The following is an 18,217-nucleotide window of genomic DNA, read 5'->3' as shown; positions in this document are numbered from 1 at the left end:
GTGGCCGGGCCGTGGTGGCCGAGCCCGACGGCTACCAGCCGCGCGCCCGCCACTCCGCCAGGTGCGGCCGCTCCACGCCCAGCACGGTGTTGGCGCCGTGGCCGGGCAGCACGATGGCGTCGTCCCCGTAGACGTCGAAGACCCGCGTCTCCAGGTCGTCCATCAGGCTGGTGAAGTCGTCCGGAGTGGAGGTCTTGCCGGGGCCGCCGGGGAACAGGCTGTCGCCGGTGAGCAGGACGGTGGGCCGGTCCGGCACCTGGAGCGCCAGCGCGACCGATCCGGGGGTGTGGCCCCGCAGGCCGATCACCTGCAGCACGAGTTCACCGACGGTCACGGTGTCGCCGTGCCGGAGGCGCACGTCGGGAATGACCGGCAGCGCGTCGGCGTCCGCCTCACCGGCGAGCGTGCGGGCTCCGGTGCGCCCGACGACCTCGGCCAGGGCGCGGTGGTGGTCCCAGTGCTGGTGGGTGGTCAGGATCTGCGCCAGCCGCCCGTCACCCTTGACCGGGAGGTCCTGGTCCAGCACCGCGAGCAGGTGTGCGGCGTCGTCGGCGGCGTCGACGAGCAGCCGCTCCTGCGTGGCGGTGCACAGCAGGACGTAGACGTTGTTGTGCATGTCGGACACGCTGATCTTGAGCACCCGGGCGGCGCCCAGGCCGAGGATCCAGCCCGGGCCTCCGGGCTCGACATGGCCGGCGAGTTCCTGCTCCAGAGTCATGCCGGCGAGTCTACGGTCCGAAGGTTCTTTCCGGGCCCCTGCCGGGCCCTACGGGTTTGCTCGCCCACAGCGAGCAGCCCCGTAGGGGCGCGAAGAGCCTCACCCCGTCGTGCCGTCCGGTGCAAGAGCTAGCATCCGCCGGGCCGCCGCGAGCACCTCTCCGGGCTCACGCACCCGCGCGGCGGTGTGGGCGTCGGGACGCACCAGCCACAGGTCGCCCGGCTCCCAGCCCAGCCCCGTCATCGCCGGGCCGGCGCCGTCGAGCGTGCCCAGGTCGAGGTGCTGGACAGGTGTGCCCTCAGGAAGGCCCTCGGCGAGCTGGGACAAGGCCGCCTCGCCCCGGGCCGCGTCGTCGCTGACCACGGTCAGCCGGCCACGGACGAGCTCGCGCAGGCGTCGGCGGTCCGGGGGGGAGGCCGGTGAGTCCTCTCCAGCCGGAGCGCTGACGAGGGCGTCGGGCAGGCTGACCCCGGGCACCGGGGCCGGTGGCTCGCCGACCGGGGGCCGACCCGGCCACGCGCGAGCGGGATCGGGCGTGGTGAGGGGAGAATCCACATACCAGAACGCCTCCGAGAGGCGCCCGGAGTCGATCATCGGCCGGGCCTGGGGGTCGTGGAGCGCACGCTCGAGCAGGTCGCGGCGACGCACGACCGCCGACGGGTCGTAGGGCACGAGGAAGTCCATGGTGGCGCTGGTGACGGCGAGGTTCTCGCGGGCGGCAGCCATCCGCTCGGTCTCGTAGCTGTCCAGCAGGGCGTCCGGCGCCCAGCCGTGCAGCACGGCCGCCAGCTTCCACGCGAGGTTGTCCGCGTCGGCCACGCCCGAGTTGAGGCCGCGGGCGCCGAACGGGGCGACCAGGTGCGCGACGTCCCCGGCGAGGAAGGCGCGGCCGACCCGGAAGCGGGAGGCGATCCGGGCGTGGAAGTGGTAGATCGAGGACCACACCAGCTCGTAGTCCTGGGCCCCGATGATCTGCCGGATCCTGGTGCGGAGCCGGTCCGGGTCGAGGACCTCGGTGGGGTCCTGGTCCGCCGGCAGCTGCCAGTCGATCCGGTAGACCGAGTCGGGGCAGGGGTGGATGAGGACCTGGCGGCCGCGGTTCCAGTCCGGATCGAAGTAGAAGCGGCGCTCCTGCTCCCAGCCGGGCAGGTCGGCACGGATGTCGCAGATGAGGAACGAGTCCTCGAAGGTGCGACCCCCGAAGGTGACGTCGAGCAGGGTGCGGATGGTGCTGCCCCGGGCCCCGGCCGCCGCGACGGCATAGCGGGCCGCCAGCCGGACGTGCCCGCTGTCGGTCCGCGCCAGCACCTCCACCCGGTCGTGGGCGTGGTCCTGCCGGATCTCGACCACCTCGTGGCCCCAGCGCACCTCGACCAGCGGCTCGGCGGCGAGCAGCTCGTCGAGGATCTCCTCGGTGCGGGACTGGGAGATGTTGACGAACGGCGGCAGCGGACTCGCGCCGGGGTCCGGCAGGTCCACGGCGAAGAGGTCCTGGTCGCGGTAGAACGTCCGCGCCCGGGTCCAGGTCAGGCCCTCGTCCGCGATCGCCTGTGCACCGCACCAGGCCCACGTGTCGAGCACGTCGCGCTGCTGGCAGATCGCCTTGCTCCCGATGGGGTCCCGCCGGGGACGTGCGTCCAGGACGGTGACGGGGATGCCGTACCGCGCCAGCAGGAGCGCGGTGGTCTGCCCGACCGGACCGGCCCCGATGACCAGGACGGGACGGACGGTGCTGGCGACGCTGCCGACGCTGTCCATGGGGATCTCCTCCGCTCAGCCCTGGAGCTGGGCCCAGACCGCCCGGTCCCGCTCCGCGGTCCAGATGACCGGGCGCTCGATGCCGTCGAGCTCGTCCCAGAACCGGGCCACGTCGAAGGGGAGGGTGTGCTCGAAGATGGGCCACTGCCCGTATTCGTCCGCCAGCGCGGCGTAGGCCTCGTCGAAGGCCTCCTTGAGGCTTCCCCCGCGCTCGTGGACGGCGCTGACCGCCGTGATCATCTCGGAGAGGAAGTGGCGGGTCTGGGCGATCGCGTCCGTGACCCCGGAACCGGTGGCCACCGCCCCGCGGCCGCCGACCAGCTGGTCGGCGCCCAGGGCCTCGACCCGGTCGAGGGTGGCGCCCACCCAGTCGCGGTGGAAGGCGTCGCCGGTGTAGAGCGCCGCCTTGGACTCGACCAGGTCCCCGGCGAAGAGGATGCGGTGCCGGGGGAGCCAGGCCACGATGTCGCCCTCGGTGTGACCGCGGCCGCAGTACTGCAGCACGAGGTCGCCGCGGTCTCCACCCAGGGGGATCGTGAGACGGTCGCTGAAGGTGACCGTCGGCCAGGTGAGGCCGGGGATGGACTCAGGATCCTTGAAGAGGCGGGGCATGCGGCCGTACTCGGAGTCCCAGTCCTGCTGACCCCGCTCGGCCACCAGCTCCCGGGTGACCTCGTGCATGACGATCTCCTGCGCGTCGAAGGCGCTGGCACCCAGCACCCGGACCGCGTGGTAGTGCGACAGCACGAGATAGCGCACCGGCTTGTCGGTGTAGGTGCGCAGTTCGGCGAGCCACTCCTGCGCGGCGGCCGGGGTAGCCTGCGCCTCGAAGCACACCAGGAAGTCCTCGCCCTCGATGGCGCCCACGTTGGGGTCGCCCTCGGCGGTGCGGGCGTAGACACCCTCGGCCAGCACCTCGACGGTCGCCTTCTTCTCACCCAGGTCCTGGCTGGAGGCGAACGGCTTGCTCATCGGCTGGTCCTCTTCTCGTCGTAGGCGTCGACCGCGTGCGCGACCCGGTCGACCGAGTCCTCGGCCATCGTGGACGCGCTGCCGCCCAGGTAGGCGGCCTGAACGCGCGGGTCGTCGGTCAGCTCGGCCGGCGTCCCCTCGGTGAGGATGCCGCCACGCTCCATCACCACGGCCCGGTCGGCCACCGAGAACGCGGCGCGCAGGTTCTGCTCGATGAGCAGGACCGCCAGGGACCGCTCGTCGCGCAGCGTGCCCAGCACGGAGATGATCTCGCCCACCACCCGGGGCGCCAGCCCGAGGCTGGGCTCGTCCAGCACGATGACGGAGGGGTCCGCCATGAGCGCCCGGGCGATGGCGAGCATCTGCTGCTCGCCGCCCGACATCGCCCCGGCCTGCAGGTTGATGCGCTCGGCCAGGCGCGGGAAGAGCTCCAGCGCCTGGTCGCGACGCTCCTTGTAGCGCCCGTCCTTCTTCCGGTTCCAGCCGCCGAGCTGGAGGTTGTCCTCGACGGTGAGGGAGGGGAAGACGAGACGGTTCTCGGGGACGTGCGCGAGCCCCATACCGGAGATCTTCTCCGCACCCAGGCGGGTGATGTCCTGGTCGCCCAGGAGGACCTTGCCGCCCGTGGGCGGCAGGAGGCCCGAGACGCAGCGCAGGAGGGTCGTCTTGCCGGCTCCGTTGGAGCCGACCACGGCGACGATCTCGCCGGGGTCGACCCGCAGGCTGACCCCGTGGAGGACCCGCAGCCGGTCGTAGGCCGCGGTGAGGTCGGTGACGGTCAGGCTCACTGGTCTCCTCCATCGCTGTGCTCGACCTGCACGGCCGCGGAGCGGACCAGCTGGTCGTCGTCCTCGCCGGTGCCCAGGTAGGCCGCGATCACGGCCGGGTTGGCCCGGATGCTGGCGGGGTCGCCCTCGGCGATCAGGACGCCGTCGTCGAGGACGTAGATCCGGTCGGCTAGGGCCATGACGGCCGCGACATCGTGCTCGACCAGGAGCACCGACAGGCCGGCCTCCCGGACCCGCCGCAGCATGAGCGAGAGGTGGTCGCGCTCGGCGCCGGACAGACCCGCCATCGGCTCGTCGAGCAGCAGGAGGGTCGGGGCCAGCGCCAGGGCGCGGGCCACCTCCACCTGCCGCTGCTGACCGAAGCTGAGCGCGGTGATGGGGCGGTCGGCGTGCTGCTGCAGGCCGGTCGCCGTCAGCACCCCGTCGACCTCGCGGGCCGTGCGCCGCTCCTCGCCGGTGTCCAGCCCGAGCATGCCCGCGAGCAGACCTGCCTTGGTGCGCAGGTGGCGCGCCACCATGACGTTGCCGCGCACCGTCGTGCTCGTGAAGGTCTGCAGGTTCTGGAAGGTGCGGGTGGCGCCGAGGGCGGCGACCGCGTTGGGCCGCTTGCCGGTGACGTCCTGGCCGGAGATGTGGACCGAGCCCTCGGTCGGTGGCATGACGCCGGTGATGATGTTGAACGCGGTCGTCTTGCCCGCCCCGTTGGGCCCGATGAGCGCCACGATCTCGCCGGCGCGCACCTCCAGGTCCAGCGCCTTGAGCGCGGTGACGCCGCCGTAGCGCTTGGTCAGCCCCTGGACGGACAGCACCGCGCTGCCGGCCGGGGGAGGGCTGGCCTGCGCCAGCAGGTCGTCGAGCTCGGCACCCAGCGCGGCGGGGGTCTCCGACTCGTCGGCCCCCGGATCCTCGCGCTCGCCGCGGACCCGGCGCACGAGGCCGTTCCAGAGCTGGGCCAGGCCACCCGGGACCAGGATGACGACGAGGACCAGCACCAGGCCGAAGCCGAGCAGCTGCACCTCGCCGGAGGCGCCCGGGATGATCTGGGGGATCAGGGCCCGCATGCCTTCGTCGAGGGCCTCGACGAGCACGGCGCCGGTGAAGGCGCCCCAGATCGTGCCCAGGCCGCCGAGGACGACCATGAGCAGGAACGAGACCGACAGCGGGAAGTTGGACGCCTCCGGGCTGACCACGGCGAGCCAGTGTGCGTAGAAGGCACCGGCCAGCCCGGCGAAGCCGGCGGCCAGCACGAAGACCTTGACCCGCAGGCGGAAGGTGTCCACGCCGAGGCACTCGGCGGCGACCTCGGAGTCGTTGACGGCGCCCAGAGCGCGGCCGATGCGGGAGTTCTTGAGCTTGTTGCCCAGGGCGATGGCCAACAGGACCACAGGGGTCAGGAGCCAGAAGTATTCCGCGGGCGTGTTGTAGACGCGGCCGCCGAAGTCGGGCTTGGGGATGCCGTAGATGCCCGAGGTGCCGCCGGTGAACTCCAGCTCGCGCACCACGATGGTGACGATGATGCCCAGGCCGAGGGTGGCCAGCGCCAGGAAGTGACCGCGCAGCCGGAGCATGGGCAGGCCGACCACGAGCGCCAGCAGCATCGCCAGGAGGATCGCGACCGGCAGGGCCAGGAAGAGATTCCAGTCGTAGCGGGTGACCAGGATGGCCTGGGTGTAGGCGCCGACGGCGAAGAAGGCGGCGTGCCCGAGGCTGACCTGGCCGGCCAGCCCCATGAGCAGGCTCAGACCGACGGCCGCGATGGTGAAGATGAGGACGTAGACGCCCACGTTGACCACGCTGACCGGGGCGACCAGGGGGAAGACCGCCAGGACCACCGCGAGCAGGAGGTAGGGGAGCAGGGTGCGCAGGAGCCTCATACCCGCACCCCGCTCCCGCGCAGAGCCAGGCCCTGCGGTCGGATGATCAGGACCAGGACCAGGACGATGAAAGCCACCGCGTCGCGGTAACCGCTGTCGAGATAGCCGGCGACCCAGTTCTCCAGGACGCCGAGGAACAGACCGCCCAGGAAGGCCACACGGAAGGAGACCAGGCCGCCGAGCGTCGCGGCGACGAAGCCCTTCAGGCCGAGGGTCAGGCCCGACTCCCAGGAGGCGAAGTAGATCGGCGTGCCGATGACACCGGCGACCGCGCCGACCAGGCCGGCGATGGCGAAGGCGACCATGGTGCCCTGCCGCGGGGAGATGCCGACCAGGCGCGCCGCGATCGGCTGCTCGGCGCAGGCCCGCAGCGCCTTCCCGTAGATCGTGTGCTCGTAGAACCAGACGACGAGATAGCCCACGACGGCGGCGATGCCCAGGATCCACAGCTCCTGGGAGCGGATGCTGACGCCACCGACGAGCAGGTCCTTGCCGGGGAAGGTGGGCAGCGCGCGCCCCTCCGGCCCCCAGACCAGGAGCATGATCGCCTTGACCGCGGTCGAGACGCCGAGGGTGAGGATGATCGAGACCAACGGGGTCATCTTCTTGACCGGGGCGATGGCCACCCGCTCGATGAGCACCGAGACGAGGATGACGAAGGGCACCACGAGCACCACGGCCAGGAGCAGGGGCACCCCGGCGGCGACCGCGCTGATCGCCGACAACCCGGCCAGGGAGGCATATTCTCCCTGGGCCAGGTTGACGATCTCGCGGACCGCGAAGATCGCGACGAAACCGAGCGCGACCAGACCGTAGACGGCGCCCTGCGCCAACCCCGAGAAGGTCAGCTGCAGGAGGTCGGTCATCAGCGGCTGTCCTCCACGATCTTCCACTTCCCGTCCTCGACGGTGACGATCATCAGCGCGTCCTTGGTCAGGCCAGAGTGGTCCTCGGGGGTCATCGTGAAGACGCCCGAGACGCCCGGCCAGCCCTCGACGCTCTCCAGCTCGTCACGCAGCGCCTGGGGGTCGGTGCCGACCTCGTCCAGGGCGTTGACCGCGATCATGAAGCCGTCGTAGGCGTGGCCCGCGAAGGTCGAGGGCGCCTTGCCCCACTTGGCCTCGTAGTCGGAGATGAAGGTCGTCACGACCTCCTTCTGGGGGTCGTCGTCGGGCAGCTGGTCGGCGATGAGCATGCGGCCCAGGGCGGCGTGCAGACCGTCGGCGGTGTCGCCGGCGGCGTCCAGGAAGGCCTGGTTGCCGATGCCGTGCGACTGGTAGACCGGCTTGCCCAGGTTGAGCTGGGCGTAGGCCTTCTGGGCCAGCGCGGCTGCCGGCGGGATGCCCCAGATGAGGACGGCGTCCGGGTCACTGTTGCGGATGTTGACCATCTGGGCGGTGAAGTCGGTGGCGTCGGGGGCGAACTTCTCGACGGCCGCGATCTCGATGCCGGCCTCCTTGCCGATCTCGGTGAGCATCTCGGGGATGCCCTCGCCGAAGCCGGAGGCGTCGCGGGCCACGGAGACCTTCTTGTAGCCCTTGGCCTTCATGTCGTCGACCATCCGCTCGAGGACGACGCGGTCGTTCTGGGCGGTCTTGAAGACCCACTCGGAGCCGTCGACGATCTTCTGGTTGGCGGCCAGGGAGACCATCGGGATCTTGGCCTCCTCCGCCAGCGGGCGCATCGCCAGGCTGGGGCCGGTGCGGCTGGCGCCGACGAGGATGTGCACGCCCTCGGAGAGCAGCTTGCTGGTCGCCTTCGCCGCGCCGTCCTCGGTGGACTGGTTGTCCTCGATGATCACCTCGAGCTCGCGGCCGTCGATGCCACCCTTCTCCTTGACCTGCTCGGCCAGCATCTCGATGGTCTCGCGCTCGGCCACCCCGAGCGAGGCGCCGGCGCCGGTGATGTCCAGGACGACGCCCATCTTGATGGGGCCCTCGTCGTCACCACCGCCGCCGCCTCCGGTCGCTCCGCCGCCGTCTCCGGACGGGGTGCCGCTCTCCTCGGCGCAGCCTGCGGTCACCAGCACCAGGCCGGTGATGGCCAGGACGGACCAGATCTTGTGACGACTCATGGGGGCTTCCTCACTGCCTGTGCTCTATAGTCGAGCAACCTTTCCGGTAAACGAGTACGACAGACAGTAGAGGTAGACCCGACCCATGACAAGACCCCGCGCATGACGAATTCTTCGCGTCCCGAGCTGCCGGACGGGGTCGGCTCCCAGACCCTGGACCGCGGGCTGCACGTGCTGGAGGTCGTGGCGGCCGCCGAGGTATCCCTCCAGGTCGCCGAGATCGCGGAGCGCACCGGGCTGCACCGTTCCATCACCTACCGCATGGTGCGCACGCTCGAGCACCGCGGGCTCGTCGTCCGCGACGCGGAGGGTCGGTATGCGGTGGGAGCGCGCCTCGCCGTCCTCGCGCGTGCCGTGGTCAGCCCCACCCTCAGGGACGCGGCCGCCCCGCACCTGGCCGCGCTGGCCGAAATCACCGGCAAGACCGCCTTCCTGGTCGTGGCCGAGGGCGACTCGGCGATCACGGTCCACGTGGAGGAGCCACGCACGACCATCGCGCACATCGCCTACCGGCCTGGGGTGCGGCACCCGATCACCGCTGGCGGACCGGGGCTAGCGCTGCTGGCCGGCGGACCGCCGCTGCCGGGGGAGCGCCCCGAGGTGACCGAGGCGCGGGCGCGCGGGTGGGCGGTCTCCCACGGCGAGGTGATCCCCGACTACCGGTCGTGCGCGGCACCTGTCGTCAACCATGCGGGAGTCTGCGTGGGTGCCGTGGCTGTGGTCTTCGTCGGCAACGGCGCGCCGACCGAGGAGCTGGGACGGCAGGTGATGGCCGCGGCCGCCGCCGTCGGCGCCGACCTGCACGCCTGACCGTCCCGGACGGCCGCTGCCCGGGACGGTCAGGCGTGCCGTCAGACGGTCAGCGGACGGTCCGTGGGGCGGATCGGGGCGGGCAGGGTCGTCGAGCCCGTCAGGTAGCGGTCCACCGCGGCGGCGGCGGCCCGGCCCTCGGCGATCGCCCAGACGATCAGCGACTGGCCGCGCCCGCAGTCCCCGGCGGCGAAGACACCGTCCAGCGGGGTCGCGAACTCCCCGTCCCGCTCGTAGGTGTTGCGCGGGGTGCGGGGCAGCGCCGTGGCCGGCGCGGCGGACTCGTCCGGCCCCACGAAGCCCATGGCCAGCAGGACCAGCTGGGCGGGCAGGTCCCGCTCGGTGCCCTCGACGATCTGGACCCGTCCGTCGACGAAGCGGGCCTCGGCCAGACGCAGGCCGGTGACACGACCGTCCTCGCCGAGGACCTCCAGCGTGGACACGCCGTAGGTGCGCTCACCGCCCTCCTCGTGCGCCTCGGTGACCTTGTAGAGCATCGGGTAGGTCGGCCACGGCTGGTGGGCCGGGCGCTCGGAGGGGGGAGTGGGCAGGATCTCCAGCTGGGTGACGCTCCGGGCGCCGTGCCGGTGGGCGGTGCCCAGGCAGTCCGCCCCGGTGTCGCCACCGCCGATGATCACCACGTCCTTGCCCGCCGCGTCGATGCCGCGGTCGGCACCCAGCGCCTCCCGGTTGGCCGGGACCAGGTAGTCCATCGCGGGGTGGACGCCGTCCAGCTCCGCGCCGGGCACGTCCAGCAGGCGGGGGACCGTGGACCCGGTGGCCAGGACGACGGCGTCGAAGCGTTCGCGCAGCTGCTCCAGGGTCAGGTCGCCGTGCCCGTCCCCGCCGATGGTGACTCCGGTGACGAACCGGATGCCCTCGCCGCGCAGCTGGACCAGCCTGCGGTCCAGCACGGCCTTCTCCATCTTGAACTCCGGTATGCCGTAGCGCAGCAGACCTCCGACGGCGTCGGACCGCTCGTAGACCACGACCGTGTGCCCGGCCCGGCCCAGCTGCTGGGCGGCCGCCAGCCCGGCCGGCCCGGAGCCCACGACGGCCACGGTCTTGCCGCTGAGCCACTCCGGCTCCTGCGGGCTCACGCGACCGTTGAGGAAGGCCCGGTCGATGATCGAGACCTCGATCTGCTTGATCGTCACCGGCGGCTGGTTGATGCCGAGCACGCAGGAGGTCTCGCACGGGGCCGGGCACAGCCGCCCGGTGAACTCCGGGAAGTTGTTGGTCGCGTGCAGCCGCTCGATCGCGTCGGCGAAGTTGGCCCGGCGGGACAGGTCGTTCCACTCCGGGATGAGATTGCCCAGCGGGCAGCCGGTGTGGCAGAAGGGGATGCCGCAGTCCATGCAGCGCCCGGCCTGCCGCTGCAGCACGGAGGTCTCCTGCGCCCCGTGGACCTCCTTCCAGTCCATGATCCGGACGGGCACGGGCCGGCTGGGCCGGTCCTCGCGCTCGCGGTGGGTCAGGAAGCCTTTGGGGTCAGCCATGGGAGTCCTCCAGGATGAGTTGCCACGCGTGGGGGCCGTTGGGGTCCTCGCCGCGCTCCTCCACCTCGCGGCGTATGCGAAGCACGCTGGCGTACTGGCGAGGGGTGATGACGGTGATGCGGTCCGGCCAGGACGGGGAGTCGAGCAGCTCCGCGGCGACGGAGCTGTCGGTGAGGGCGAGGTGCTCCTCGAGCAGCGCGCGCACCTCCTCGACGTGGTCGGTCTCGCCCAGCGGGGACAGACCGAGATCTCCGGCGGACATGGCCAGGGGGTTCATCCGCGACGGTTCGAGGTCCAGGACGAAGGCGGTGCCGCCGGACATGCCGGCCCCCACGTTGCGCCCCGTCGGTCCGAGGATGAGGGCCCGGCCGCCGGTCATGTATTCCAGCGCGTGGTCACCCACCCCCTCGACGACGGCGGTCGCGCCGGAGTTGCGGACGCAGAAGCGCTCGCCGACGGTGCCCCGCAGGTTGACCTGACCCGAGGTGGCGCCGTAGCAGATGACGTTGCCGGCGATCACCTGCTCCGCGGCCACGAAGGGTGAGGCCTCCGGCGGTCGCACCACGATCCGTCCGCCGGAGAGCCCCTTGCCGACGAAGTCGTTGGCGTCGCCCACGAGCGTGAGCGTCACCCCACGCGGCAGGAAGGCTCCCAGCGACTGGCCGGCCGAGCCGGTCAGGCTCAGCTCGACGGTGCCGTCGGGCAGCCCGTCCGGGCCGGCGGCCCGGGTGACCTCGCTGCCCAGCATCGTGCCGACCGTCCGGTTGACGTTGGTGATCTCGAACGAGGCCGACACCGCCGTCCCGTCGGCCAGCGCCGGCGCCGCCGAGGCGATCAGCTGCTGGTCGAGGGCGACGTCGAGGCCGTGGTCCTGCTGCTCGGTGCACCGACGCGCAGCGCCCTCGGGCAGCTCGGGCACGTGCAGGAGCGGCTTCAGATCGAGGCCCTGGGCCTTCCAGTGCTCGACCGCGGCTCCGGGGTCGATGAGGTCGGCACGGCCGATGATCTCCTCCAGGCTGCGGTGGCCGAGCGAGGCCAGCAGCTCGCGGACCTGCTCGGCCAGATACTCGAAGAAGGTCACGACATGCTCCGCACGCCCCGCGTAGCGCTCACGCAGCTCGGGATTCTGCGTCGCGACACCGACCGGGCAGGTGTCCAGGTGGCACACCCGCATCATCACGCAGCCGGAGACGACCAGGGGCGCCGTGGCGAAGCCGAACTCCTCGGCGCCGAGCAGCGCCGCCACGATGACGTCCCGCCCGGTCTTGAGCTGCCCGTCGCACTGGACCACGACCCGCTCCCGCAGGCCGTTGAGGAGCAGGGTCTGCTGGGCCTCGGCCAGGCCGAGCTCCCAGGGGGTGCCGGCGTGCTTGAGCGAGGTCAGGGGGCTGGCGCCGGTGCCTCCGTCGTGCCCGGAGATGAGCACGACGTCGGCCTTGGCCTTGGCCACGCCGGCCGCGACCGTCCCGACGCCCACCTGGCTGACCAGCTTGACGTGGACACGGGCCAGGGGGTTGGCGTTCTTGACGTCGTGGATGAGCTGCTTGAGGTCCTCGATGGAGTAGATGTCGTGGTGCGGCGGCGGGGAGATGAGGCCGACGCCCGGGGTGGAGTGCCGGGTCCTGGCCACCCACGGGTAGACCTTGCCGGGCGGCAGCTGGCCGCCCTCTCCGGGCTTGGCGCCCTGGGCCATCTTGATCTGGATGTCGTCGGCGTGGACCAGGTAGGCCGAGGTGACCCCGAACCGCCCGGAGGCGACCTGCTTGATGGCGGAGCGACGCTCGGGGTCGAGGAGCCGCTCGACGTCCTCGCCGCCCTCGCCGGTGTTGGACTTGCCGCCGAGGCGGTTCATCGCGATGGCGAGTGTCTCGTGGGCCTCCTGCGAGATCGAGCCGTAGCTCATGGCGCCGGTGGCGAAGCGCTTGACGATCTCGCTCACCGGCTCGACCTCGTCGATGTCGATGGGCTCACGGTCCGGGCGCAGGGTGAAGAGCCCGCGCAGCGTCATGAGCCGCTCGGACTGGTCGTCGACCAGCCGGGTGTACTGCTGGAAGATGTCGTAGCGCTGCTCCCGGGTGGAGTGCTGGAGCCGGAAGACCGCCTCCGGGCTGAACAGGTGGGGCGGGCCCTCCCTGCGCCACTGGTACTCCCCACCCACGTCCAGCGTGCGGTGGAAGGGTGCGATCCCGGAGAGGGGGTATGCGGTGGCGTGCCGCAGCTCGACCTCGCGCGCGATCACGTCCAAGCCCACACCGTCGATCTGGCTCGTCGTGCCGGTGAACCACCGGTCGACCAGCTCGCGCGACAGGCCGACGGCCTCGAAGGTCTGCGCGCCCCGGTAGGAGGCGATGGTGGAGATGCCCATCTTGGACATCACCTTGAGCACGCCCTTGCCCAGGGCCTTGATCAGGTTGCGGATCGCGACGTCGGGGTCGAGCCCGTCCAGCTGCTTGCCGGAGGTGCACAGGTTCTCGACGGTCTCCATGGCCAGGTAGGGATTGACGGCGGCCGCGCCGTAGGCGACCAGCGTCGCGACGTGGTGGACCTCCCGGACGTCACCGGCCTCCACGAGGAGCCCGACCCGGGTCCGGGTGTTGTTGCGGACCAGGTGGTGGTGCACGGCGCTGGTGAGCAGGAGCGAGGGGATCGGTGCGTGCTCCCGGTCGGCGTGCCGGTCGGAGAGCACCACGAAGAAGTTGCCGCGCTCGACGGCGGCGTCCACCTCGGCGCAGATCTCCTCGAGACGGGCCTCGAGGGCGGCCGCACCCCCGTCGACCCGGTAGAGACCCCGCACCACGGTGGCACCGAGGCCGGGGTGGAGACCCTCGATGTCGATCCGACGCAGCTTGGCCAGCTGGTCGTTGTCGATCACCGGGAAGTCGAGCACGACCTGGCGGGCGTGCTCGGGAGTCTCGTCGAGCAGGTTCGGCTCGGGGCCGGACGATCCGGCCAGCGAGGTGACCAGCTCCTCCCGGATGGCGTCCAGCGGGGGGTTGGTCACCTGGGCGAAGGCCTCGACGAAGTAGTCGAAAAGCAGGCGCGGCCGGTCGGAGATGGCTGCGATCGGGGTGTCGGTGCCCATCGCGCCCAGCGGCTCGCTGCCGGCCTGGGCCATCGGGGCGAGGATGACGCGCAGCTCCTCCTCGGTGTAGCCGAAGATCTGCTGACGGCGCGTGACCGAGGCATGAGTGTGCCGGACGTGGACCTGGTCGGGCAGGTCGGCGAGGTGGACGAGATTGTCGTCCAGCCACTCCCGGTAGGGCGCCCGGGCGGCGAGCTCGCGCTTGAGCTCGACGTCGTCGACGATCTCGCCGCGCTCCAGGTCGACGAGGAACATCCGTCCGGGCTGCACGCGCCCCTTGCGGACCACCTTCTCCTCGGGGATCGGAAGCAGGCCGGTCTCGGAGCCGAGGACGACCAGTCCGTCGTCGGTGACCCAGTAGCGCGAGGGACGCAGCCCGTTGCGGTCCAGGACCGACCCGACCACCGTGCCGTCGGTGAAGACAAGATTGGCCGGACCGTCCCAGGGCTCCATCACCATCGAGTGGAACTCGTAGAAGGCCCGGACCGCCGGGTCCATGTCGGCGTGGTTCTCCCAGGCCTCGGGGATCATCATCAGCACCGAGTGCGGGAGCGAACGCCCCCCGAGGTGCAGCAGCTCGAGCACCTCGTCGAAGGTCGCCGAGTCGCTCGCGTCCGGTGTGCAGATCGGCAGCGCCGAGGACAGGTCGCCGGGGAAGAGGTCGCTGCGCAGCTGCGACTGGCGGGCGTTCATCCAGTTGCGGTTGCCCTTGACGGTGTTGATCTCGCCGTTGTGCGCGACCATCCGGTAGGGATGGGCGAGCGGCCAGGAGGGGAAGGTGTTGGTGGAGAACCTGGAGTGCACCACCGCCAGGGCGCTGGCGAAGCGCTCGTCGCGCAGGTCGGGGAAGTAGGCGGGCAGCTGGTCGGTCGTCAGCATGCCCTTGTAGGTGATGGTGCGCGTCGACAGGGAGACGGGGTATGCGGTGCTCGTCCGCTCGATCTGCTTGCGGCACAACCAGACCCGGCGCTCCAGCTGCAGGCCGTGCTCGTCCCGGTGCGCGGCCGCGGGGGCCAGGAAGAGCTGGCGCATGACGGGCATGACCGAGAGCGCCGTCGGGCCGATCATGTCGGCCACGACGGGGACCTCGCGCCAGCCCAGGACCTCCAGACCCGCACCGGCGGCGATCCCTTCGACGGCCTGGGCGACCTCGTCCGCCGTGCCGTCGGAGGGCAGGAAGACGATGCCGGCCGCGTAGCCACCCGGGGCGGGCAGCTCGAAGGGCAGGACCGCACGGAAGAAGGCGTCGGGCAGCTGGGTGAGGATGCCGGCGCCGTCACCGGTGTTCTCCTCCGAGCCGACCGCGCCGCGGTGGTCGAGGTTGTGCAGGGCGGTGAGGGCCAGGCTGACGATCTCGTGGGTCGGTCGCGCGTCCAGGGTGGTGACGAACGCCACGCCGCACGCGTCGTGCTCGTGCCGTCCGTCGTAGAGCCCCTGGGCGGTCGGGATGGGCACCGACGCGGTGGACGAGATGGGCACGGGGCGCAGGGCAGCGGGAGACGTGGGTCGGGGGTCGGGCAGCTGCATGGCGGTGACCGATCTCGTCAGGGCGCCCGGGGGCGCCGTCGTGGGGCGCGCCGGGGCGCCTGTGGCCCGCCGCTGAATTTGGGTGGGGTGAGCATACATATGCGAGGGCGCGCATGGCTACCCATTCGGGTACGGGTGTGTCGGTGCGGCGACCTACAGTGGGGGAGTGCCTTCTGCCAAGACCTCTCCCCGCCCGCGCCACGACCGTCTGGTCGTCCAGGGCGCGCGCGAGCACAACCTGAAGAACGTCTCCGTCGACATCCCGCGCGACGCGCTCGTGGTCTTCACCGGGCTGTCCGGATCGGGCAAGTCGAGCCTGGCGTTCGACACGATCTTCGCCGAGGGCCAGCGCCGTTACGTCGAGTCGCTGTCCGCCTACGCGCGGATGTTCCTGGGCCAGATGGACAAGCCGGACGTCGACTTCATCGAGGGGCTGTCCCCGGCCGTGTCGATCGACCAGAAGTCGACCAACCGCAACCCGCGCTCGACCGTGGGCACCATCACCGAGGTCTACGACTACCTGCGCCTGCTCTACGCCCGCGTGGGCCGCCCGCACTGCCCCGTCTGCATGGAGCCGGTGGGTCGGCAGACCACCTCCCAGATCGTGGACCGCCTGCTCGAGCTGCCGGAGGGCACGCGCTTCCAGGTGCTCGCCCCCGTCGTGCGCGGCCGCAAGGGGGAGTTCGTCGACCTCTTCGACGAGCTGCAGGCCTCCGGCTTCGCCCGGGCCCGGGTCGACGGTGAGGTCGTCTCCCTCAGCGCCCCGCCCGCGTTGGAGAAGCAGCGGAAGCACACGATTGAGGTGGTCGTGGACCGGCTGGTGGCCAAGGTGGGGGAGGGCGGGGCGACGGACACCGCATACTCCCGCCGCCTGACCGACTCCGTGGAGACGGCGCTGCGGCTCGCGGACGGCCTCGTCGTCGCCGAGTTCGTCGACGTCAAGGACGACGGGTCCGGCCTGCCACGCGAGCGGCGCTTCTCCGAGCGGATGTCCTGCCCCAACGACCACCCGCTGAGCCTGGACGAGCTCGAGCCCCGCAGCTTCTCGTTCAACAGCCCGTTCGGCGCCTGCCCCGCGTGCACGGGCATCGGTGCCGAGCTCGAGGTCGATCCCGAGCTCGTCATCCGGGGTGAGGAGACCTCCATCCTCGAGGGGGCGATCATCCCGTGGTCGACCACCTCGGGCCTCAACGACTACTACAAGCGGGTGCTCGGCGGGCTCGCCGACGACCTGAAGTTCAGCCTCGACGTCCCCTGGCGCCAGCTGCCCTCGCGGGCCAAGGACGCGATCCTGCACGGCTACAAGCACAAGGTGCACGTGCGCTACCGCAACCGCTTCGGTCGTGAGCGCAGCTACTCCACCGGCTTCGAGGGCGTGCTGCCCTATGTCAAGCGCAAGCACGCCGAGACCGACTCCCAGAGCAGCAAGGACCGCTACGAGAGCCTGATGCGGCAGGTGCCGTGCCCGACCTGCTCCGGGGCGAGGCTCAAGCCGGAGATCCTCGCCGTCCTGGTGGGTGGCAAGAACATCTCCGAGCTGTGCGCCCTGCCGATCGACGAGTGCGCCGACTTCCTCGCCCAGGTGGACTACACCGAGCGGGAGGCCTCGATCGCGGCGCAGGTCAACCGGGAGATCGCCGCCCGGCTCGGCTTCCTGCTCGACGTGGGGCTGGACTATCTCTCCCTCGACCGGCCCGCCGGCACGCTGTCCGGCGGGGAGGCCCAGCGCATCCGCCTGGCGACCCAGATCGGGTCCGGGCTGGTCGGTGTGCTCTACGTCCTCGACGAGCCCAGCATCGGCCTGCACCAGCGGGACAACCACCGCCTCATCGAGACCCTGACCCGGCTGCGCGACCTGGGCAACACCCTCATCGTCGTCGAGCACGACGAGGACACCATCGCCACGGCCGACTGGGTGGTCGACATCGGCCCCGGCGCCGGCGAGCACGGCGGCCACGTGGTGCACAGCGGGCCGGTGGCCGACCTGCTCAGCCACAAGACCTCCATCACCGGCCAGTACCTCTCCGGCCGCCGCGCCATCCCCACGCCGGCGACCCGTCGGCCCCAGGACGGTCGGGCGGTGACCGTGCGGGGGGCCCGGGAGAACAACCTGGCCAACATCGACGTCTCCTTCCCGCTGGGCAACCTCGTGGCCATCACGGGGGTGTCCGGGTCGGGCAAGTCGACGCTGGTCAACGACATCCTCTACCGGGTGATGGCCAACCAGCTCAACGGCGCCCGCCACGTCCCCGGCCGGCACCGCCGGGTCGAGGGCCTGGACCAGCTCGACAAGGTCGTGCACGTCGACCAGAGCCCGATCGGGCGCACCCCGCGGAGCAACCCGGCTACCTACACCGGCGTCTTCGACCACATCCGCAAGCTCTTTGCCGAGACCACCGAGGCGAAGGTCCGCGGCTACCTGCCCGGCCGCTTCAGCTTCAACGTCAAGGGCGGCCGCTGCGAGGCCTGCTCCGGTGACGGCACGCTGAAGATCGAGATGAACTTCCTGCCCGACGTCTACGTCCCCTGCGAGGTCTGCCACGGGCAGCGCTACAACCGCGAGACCCTCGAGGTGCACTTCAAGGGCAAGACCATCTCCGAGGTCCTGGACATGCCCATCGAGGAGGCCTCCGAGTTCTTCGCCGCGGTGCCGGTGATCAGCCGCCACCTCACGACGCTGGTCCAGGTGGGCCTGGGCTACGTCAGGCTGGGCCAGCCCGCCACGACCCTCTCCGGTGGTGAGGCGCAGCGGGTGAAGCTGGCCGCCGAGCTGCAGAAGCGCTCCACGGGCCGCACCATCTACGTCCTGGACGAGCCGACGACCGGGCTGCACTTCGAAGACATCAGCCGCCTGCTCGGAGTCCTCCAGGGCCTGGTCGACAAGGGCAACACGGTCCTGGTGATCGAGCACAACCTGGACGTCATCAAGTCCGCCGACTGGATCGTGGACATGGGGCCCGAGGGCGGCAACGGCGGCGGCACGGTCGTGGTCGAGGGCAGCCCCGAGCAGGTGGCTGCACACCCGAGCAGCCACACCGGTCGGTTCCTGGCACCGCTGCTGGCCGCCGGACGGCGGCCCGCCACGGTGTCGGCCTGACGCACGAAGATCACCACG

At 71.4% G+C, this 18,217-nt stretch carries 11 protein-coding genes; 2 read left to right on the top strand and 9 right to left on the bottom strand.

Features of this window, described 5'->3' with window-relative positions; all coding sequences use genetic code 11:
* Positions 1 to 31: 31 nt before the first annotated feature.
* The 7 genes from ACTMMA_RS07135 to ACTMMA_RS07105 all read right to left on the bottom strand — a co-directional run bounded on the left by ACTMMA_RS07135 (position 32) and on the right by ACTMMA_RS07105 (position 8,184).
* Positions 32 to 718: an MBL fold metallo-hydrolase gene (locus tag ACTMMA_RS07135; protein ID WP_441189418.1), complete on the bottom strand. Its 687-nt coding sequence runs from the start codon at positions 716 to 718 to the stop codon at positions 32 to 34.
* Between the two features lie 99 nt (positions 719 to 817).
* Complete coding sequence (locus ACTMMA_RS07130) at positions 818 to 2,476, bottom strand: FAD-dependent monooxygenase (protein WP_441189417.1); 1,659 nt, start codon at positions 2,474 to 2,476, stop codon at positions 818 to 820.
* Between the two features lie 15 nt (positions 2,477 to 2,491).
* Complete coding sequence (locus tag ACTMMA_RS07125) at positions 2,492 to 3,448, bottom strand: MBL fold metallo-hydrolase (protein WP_441189416.1); 957 nt, start codon at positions 3,446 to 3,448, stop codon at positions 2,492 to 2,494.
* On the bottom strand, positions 3,445 to 4,236 hold the full coding sequence (locus ACTMMA_RS07120; protein ID WP_441189415.1) for an ABC transporter ATP-binding protein: 792 nt from the start codon (positions 4,234 to 4,236) through the stop codon (positions 3,445 to 3,447). Before ACTMMA_RS07120 ends, ACTMMA_RS07125 begins: the two co-directional genes overlap by 4 nt.
* Positions 4,233 to 6,110 (bottom strand): branched-chain amino acid ABC transporter ATP-binding protein/permease, encoded by a 1,878-nt coding sequence (locus ACTMMA_RS07115; protein ID WP_441189414.1) that lies wholly within the window; start codon positions 6,108 to 6,110, stop codon positions 4,233 to 4,235. Before ACTMMA_RS07115 ends, ACTMMA_RS07120 begins: the two co-directional genes overlap by 4 nt.
* Positions 6,107 to 6,976, bottom strand: a complete 870-nt coding sequence (locus tag ACTMMA_RS07110; RefSeq protein WP_441189413.1) for a branched-chain amino acid ABC transporter permease — start codon at positions 6,974 to 6,976, stop codon at positions 6,107 to 6,109. The genes ACTMMA_RS07115 and ACTMMA_RS07110 overlap by 4 nt, the downstream gene beginning before the upstream one ends.
* Positions 6,976 to 8,184 (bottom strand): ABC transporter substrate-binding protein, encoded by a 1,209-nt coding sequence (locus ACTMMA_RS07105; protein WP_441189412.1) that lies wholly within the window; start codon positions 8,182 to 8,184, stop codon positions 6,976 to 6,978. The genes ACTMMA_RS07110 and ACTMMA_RS07105 overlap by 1 nt, the downstream gene beginning before the upstream one ends.
* Positions 8,185 to 8,286: 102 nt before the next feature.
* Between ACTMMA_RS07105 and ACTMMA_RS07100 the strand changes: the two genes are divergently transcribed.
* Complete coding sequence (locus tag ACTMMA_RS07100; protein ID WP_441189411.1) at positions 8,287 to 8,994, top strand: IclR family transcriptional regulator; 708 nt, start codon at positions 8,287 to 8,289, stop codon at positions 8,992 to 8,994.
* Between the two features lie 41 nt (positions 8,995 to 9,035).
* Here the strand turns inward: ACTMMA_RS07100 and ACTMMA_RS07095 are convergent, their stop codons facing one another.
* On the bottom strand, positions 9,036 to 10,493 hold the full coding sequence (locus ACTMMA_RS07095) for a glutamate synthase subunit beta (RefSeq protein WP_441189410.1): 1,458 nt from the start codon (positions 10,491 to 10,493) through the stop codon (positions 9,036 to 9,038).
* A complete protein-coding gene (gltB, locus tag ACTMMA_RS07090) occupies positions 10,486 to 15,102 on the bottom strand; it encodes a glutamate synthase large subunit (RefSeq protein WP_441189409.1) in 4,617 nt (1,538 codons plus the stop codon). The genes ACTMMA_RS07095 and gltB overlap by 8 nt, the downstream gene beginning before the upstream one ends.
* Positions 15,103 to 15,268: 166 nt before the next feature.
* On the opposite strand from gltB, the gene uvrA reads away from it, so the two are divergent.
* Positions 15,269 to 18,199, top strand: a complete 2,931-nt coding sequence (gene uvrA, locus ACTMMA_RS07085; RefSeq protein WP_441189408.1) for an excinuclease ABC subunit UvrA — start codon at positions 15,269 to 15,271, stop codon at positions 18,197 to 18,199.
* Positions 18,200 to 18,217 lie beyond the last annotated feature (18 nt).

Origin of the sequence: Ornithinimicrobium panacihumi (genome assembly GCF_052073805.1) — a bacterium.
Lineage (GTDB): Bacteria > Actinomycetota > Actinomycetes > Actinomycetales > Dermatophilaceae > Ornithinicoccus > Ornithinicoccus panacihumi.
The sequence above is the reverse complement of the archived record's forward strand: the minus strand, read 5'-3'. Positions and strand labels throughout refer to the sequence as shown.

Bases quoted from the DNA above. Each gene is read 5' to 3' on its own strand.
- ACTMMA_RS07095 (WP_441189410.1), bottom strand. From the start codon at position 10,493: ATGGCTGACCCCAAAGGCTTCCTGACCCACCGCGAGCGCGAGGACCGG.
- ACTMMA_RS07110 (WP_441189413.1), bottom strand. From the start codon at position 6,976: ATGACCGACCTCCTGCAGCTGACCTTCTCGGGGTTGGCGCAGGGCGCC.
- gltB (WP_441189409.1), bottom strand. From the start codon at position 15,102: ATGCAGCTGCCCGACCCCCGACCCACGTCTCCCGCTGCCCTGCGCCCC.
- ACTMMA_RS07100 (WP_441189411.1), top strand. From the start codon at position 8,287: ATGACGAATTCTTCGCGTCCCGAGCTGCCGGACGGGGTCGGCTCCCAG.
- ACTMMA_RS07135 (WP_441189418.1), bottom strand. From the start codon at position 718: ATGACTCTGGAGCAGGAACTCGCCGGCCATGTCGAGCCCGGAGGCCCG.
- ACTMMA_RS07105 (WP_441189412.1), bottom strand. From the start codon at position 8,184: ATGAGTCGTCACAAGATCTGGTCCGTCCTGGCCATCACCGGCCTGGTG.
- ACTMMA_RS07125 (WP_441189416.1), bottom strand. From the start codon at position 3,448: ATGAGCAAGCCGTTCGCCTCCAGCCAGGACCTGGGTGAGAAGAAGGCG.
- ACTMMA_RS07115 (WP_441189414.1), bottom strand. From the start codon at position 6,110: ATGAGGCTCCTGCGCACCCTGCTCCCCTACCTCCTGCTCGCGGTGGTC.
- ACTMMA_RS07130 (WP_441189417.1), bottom strand. From the start codon at position 2,476: ATGGACAGCGTCGGCAGCGTCGCCAGCACCGTCCGTCCCGTCCTGGTC.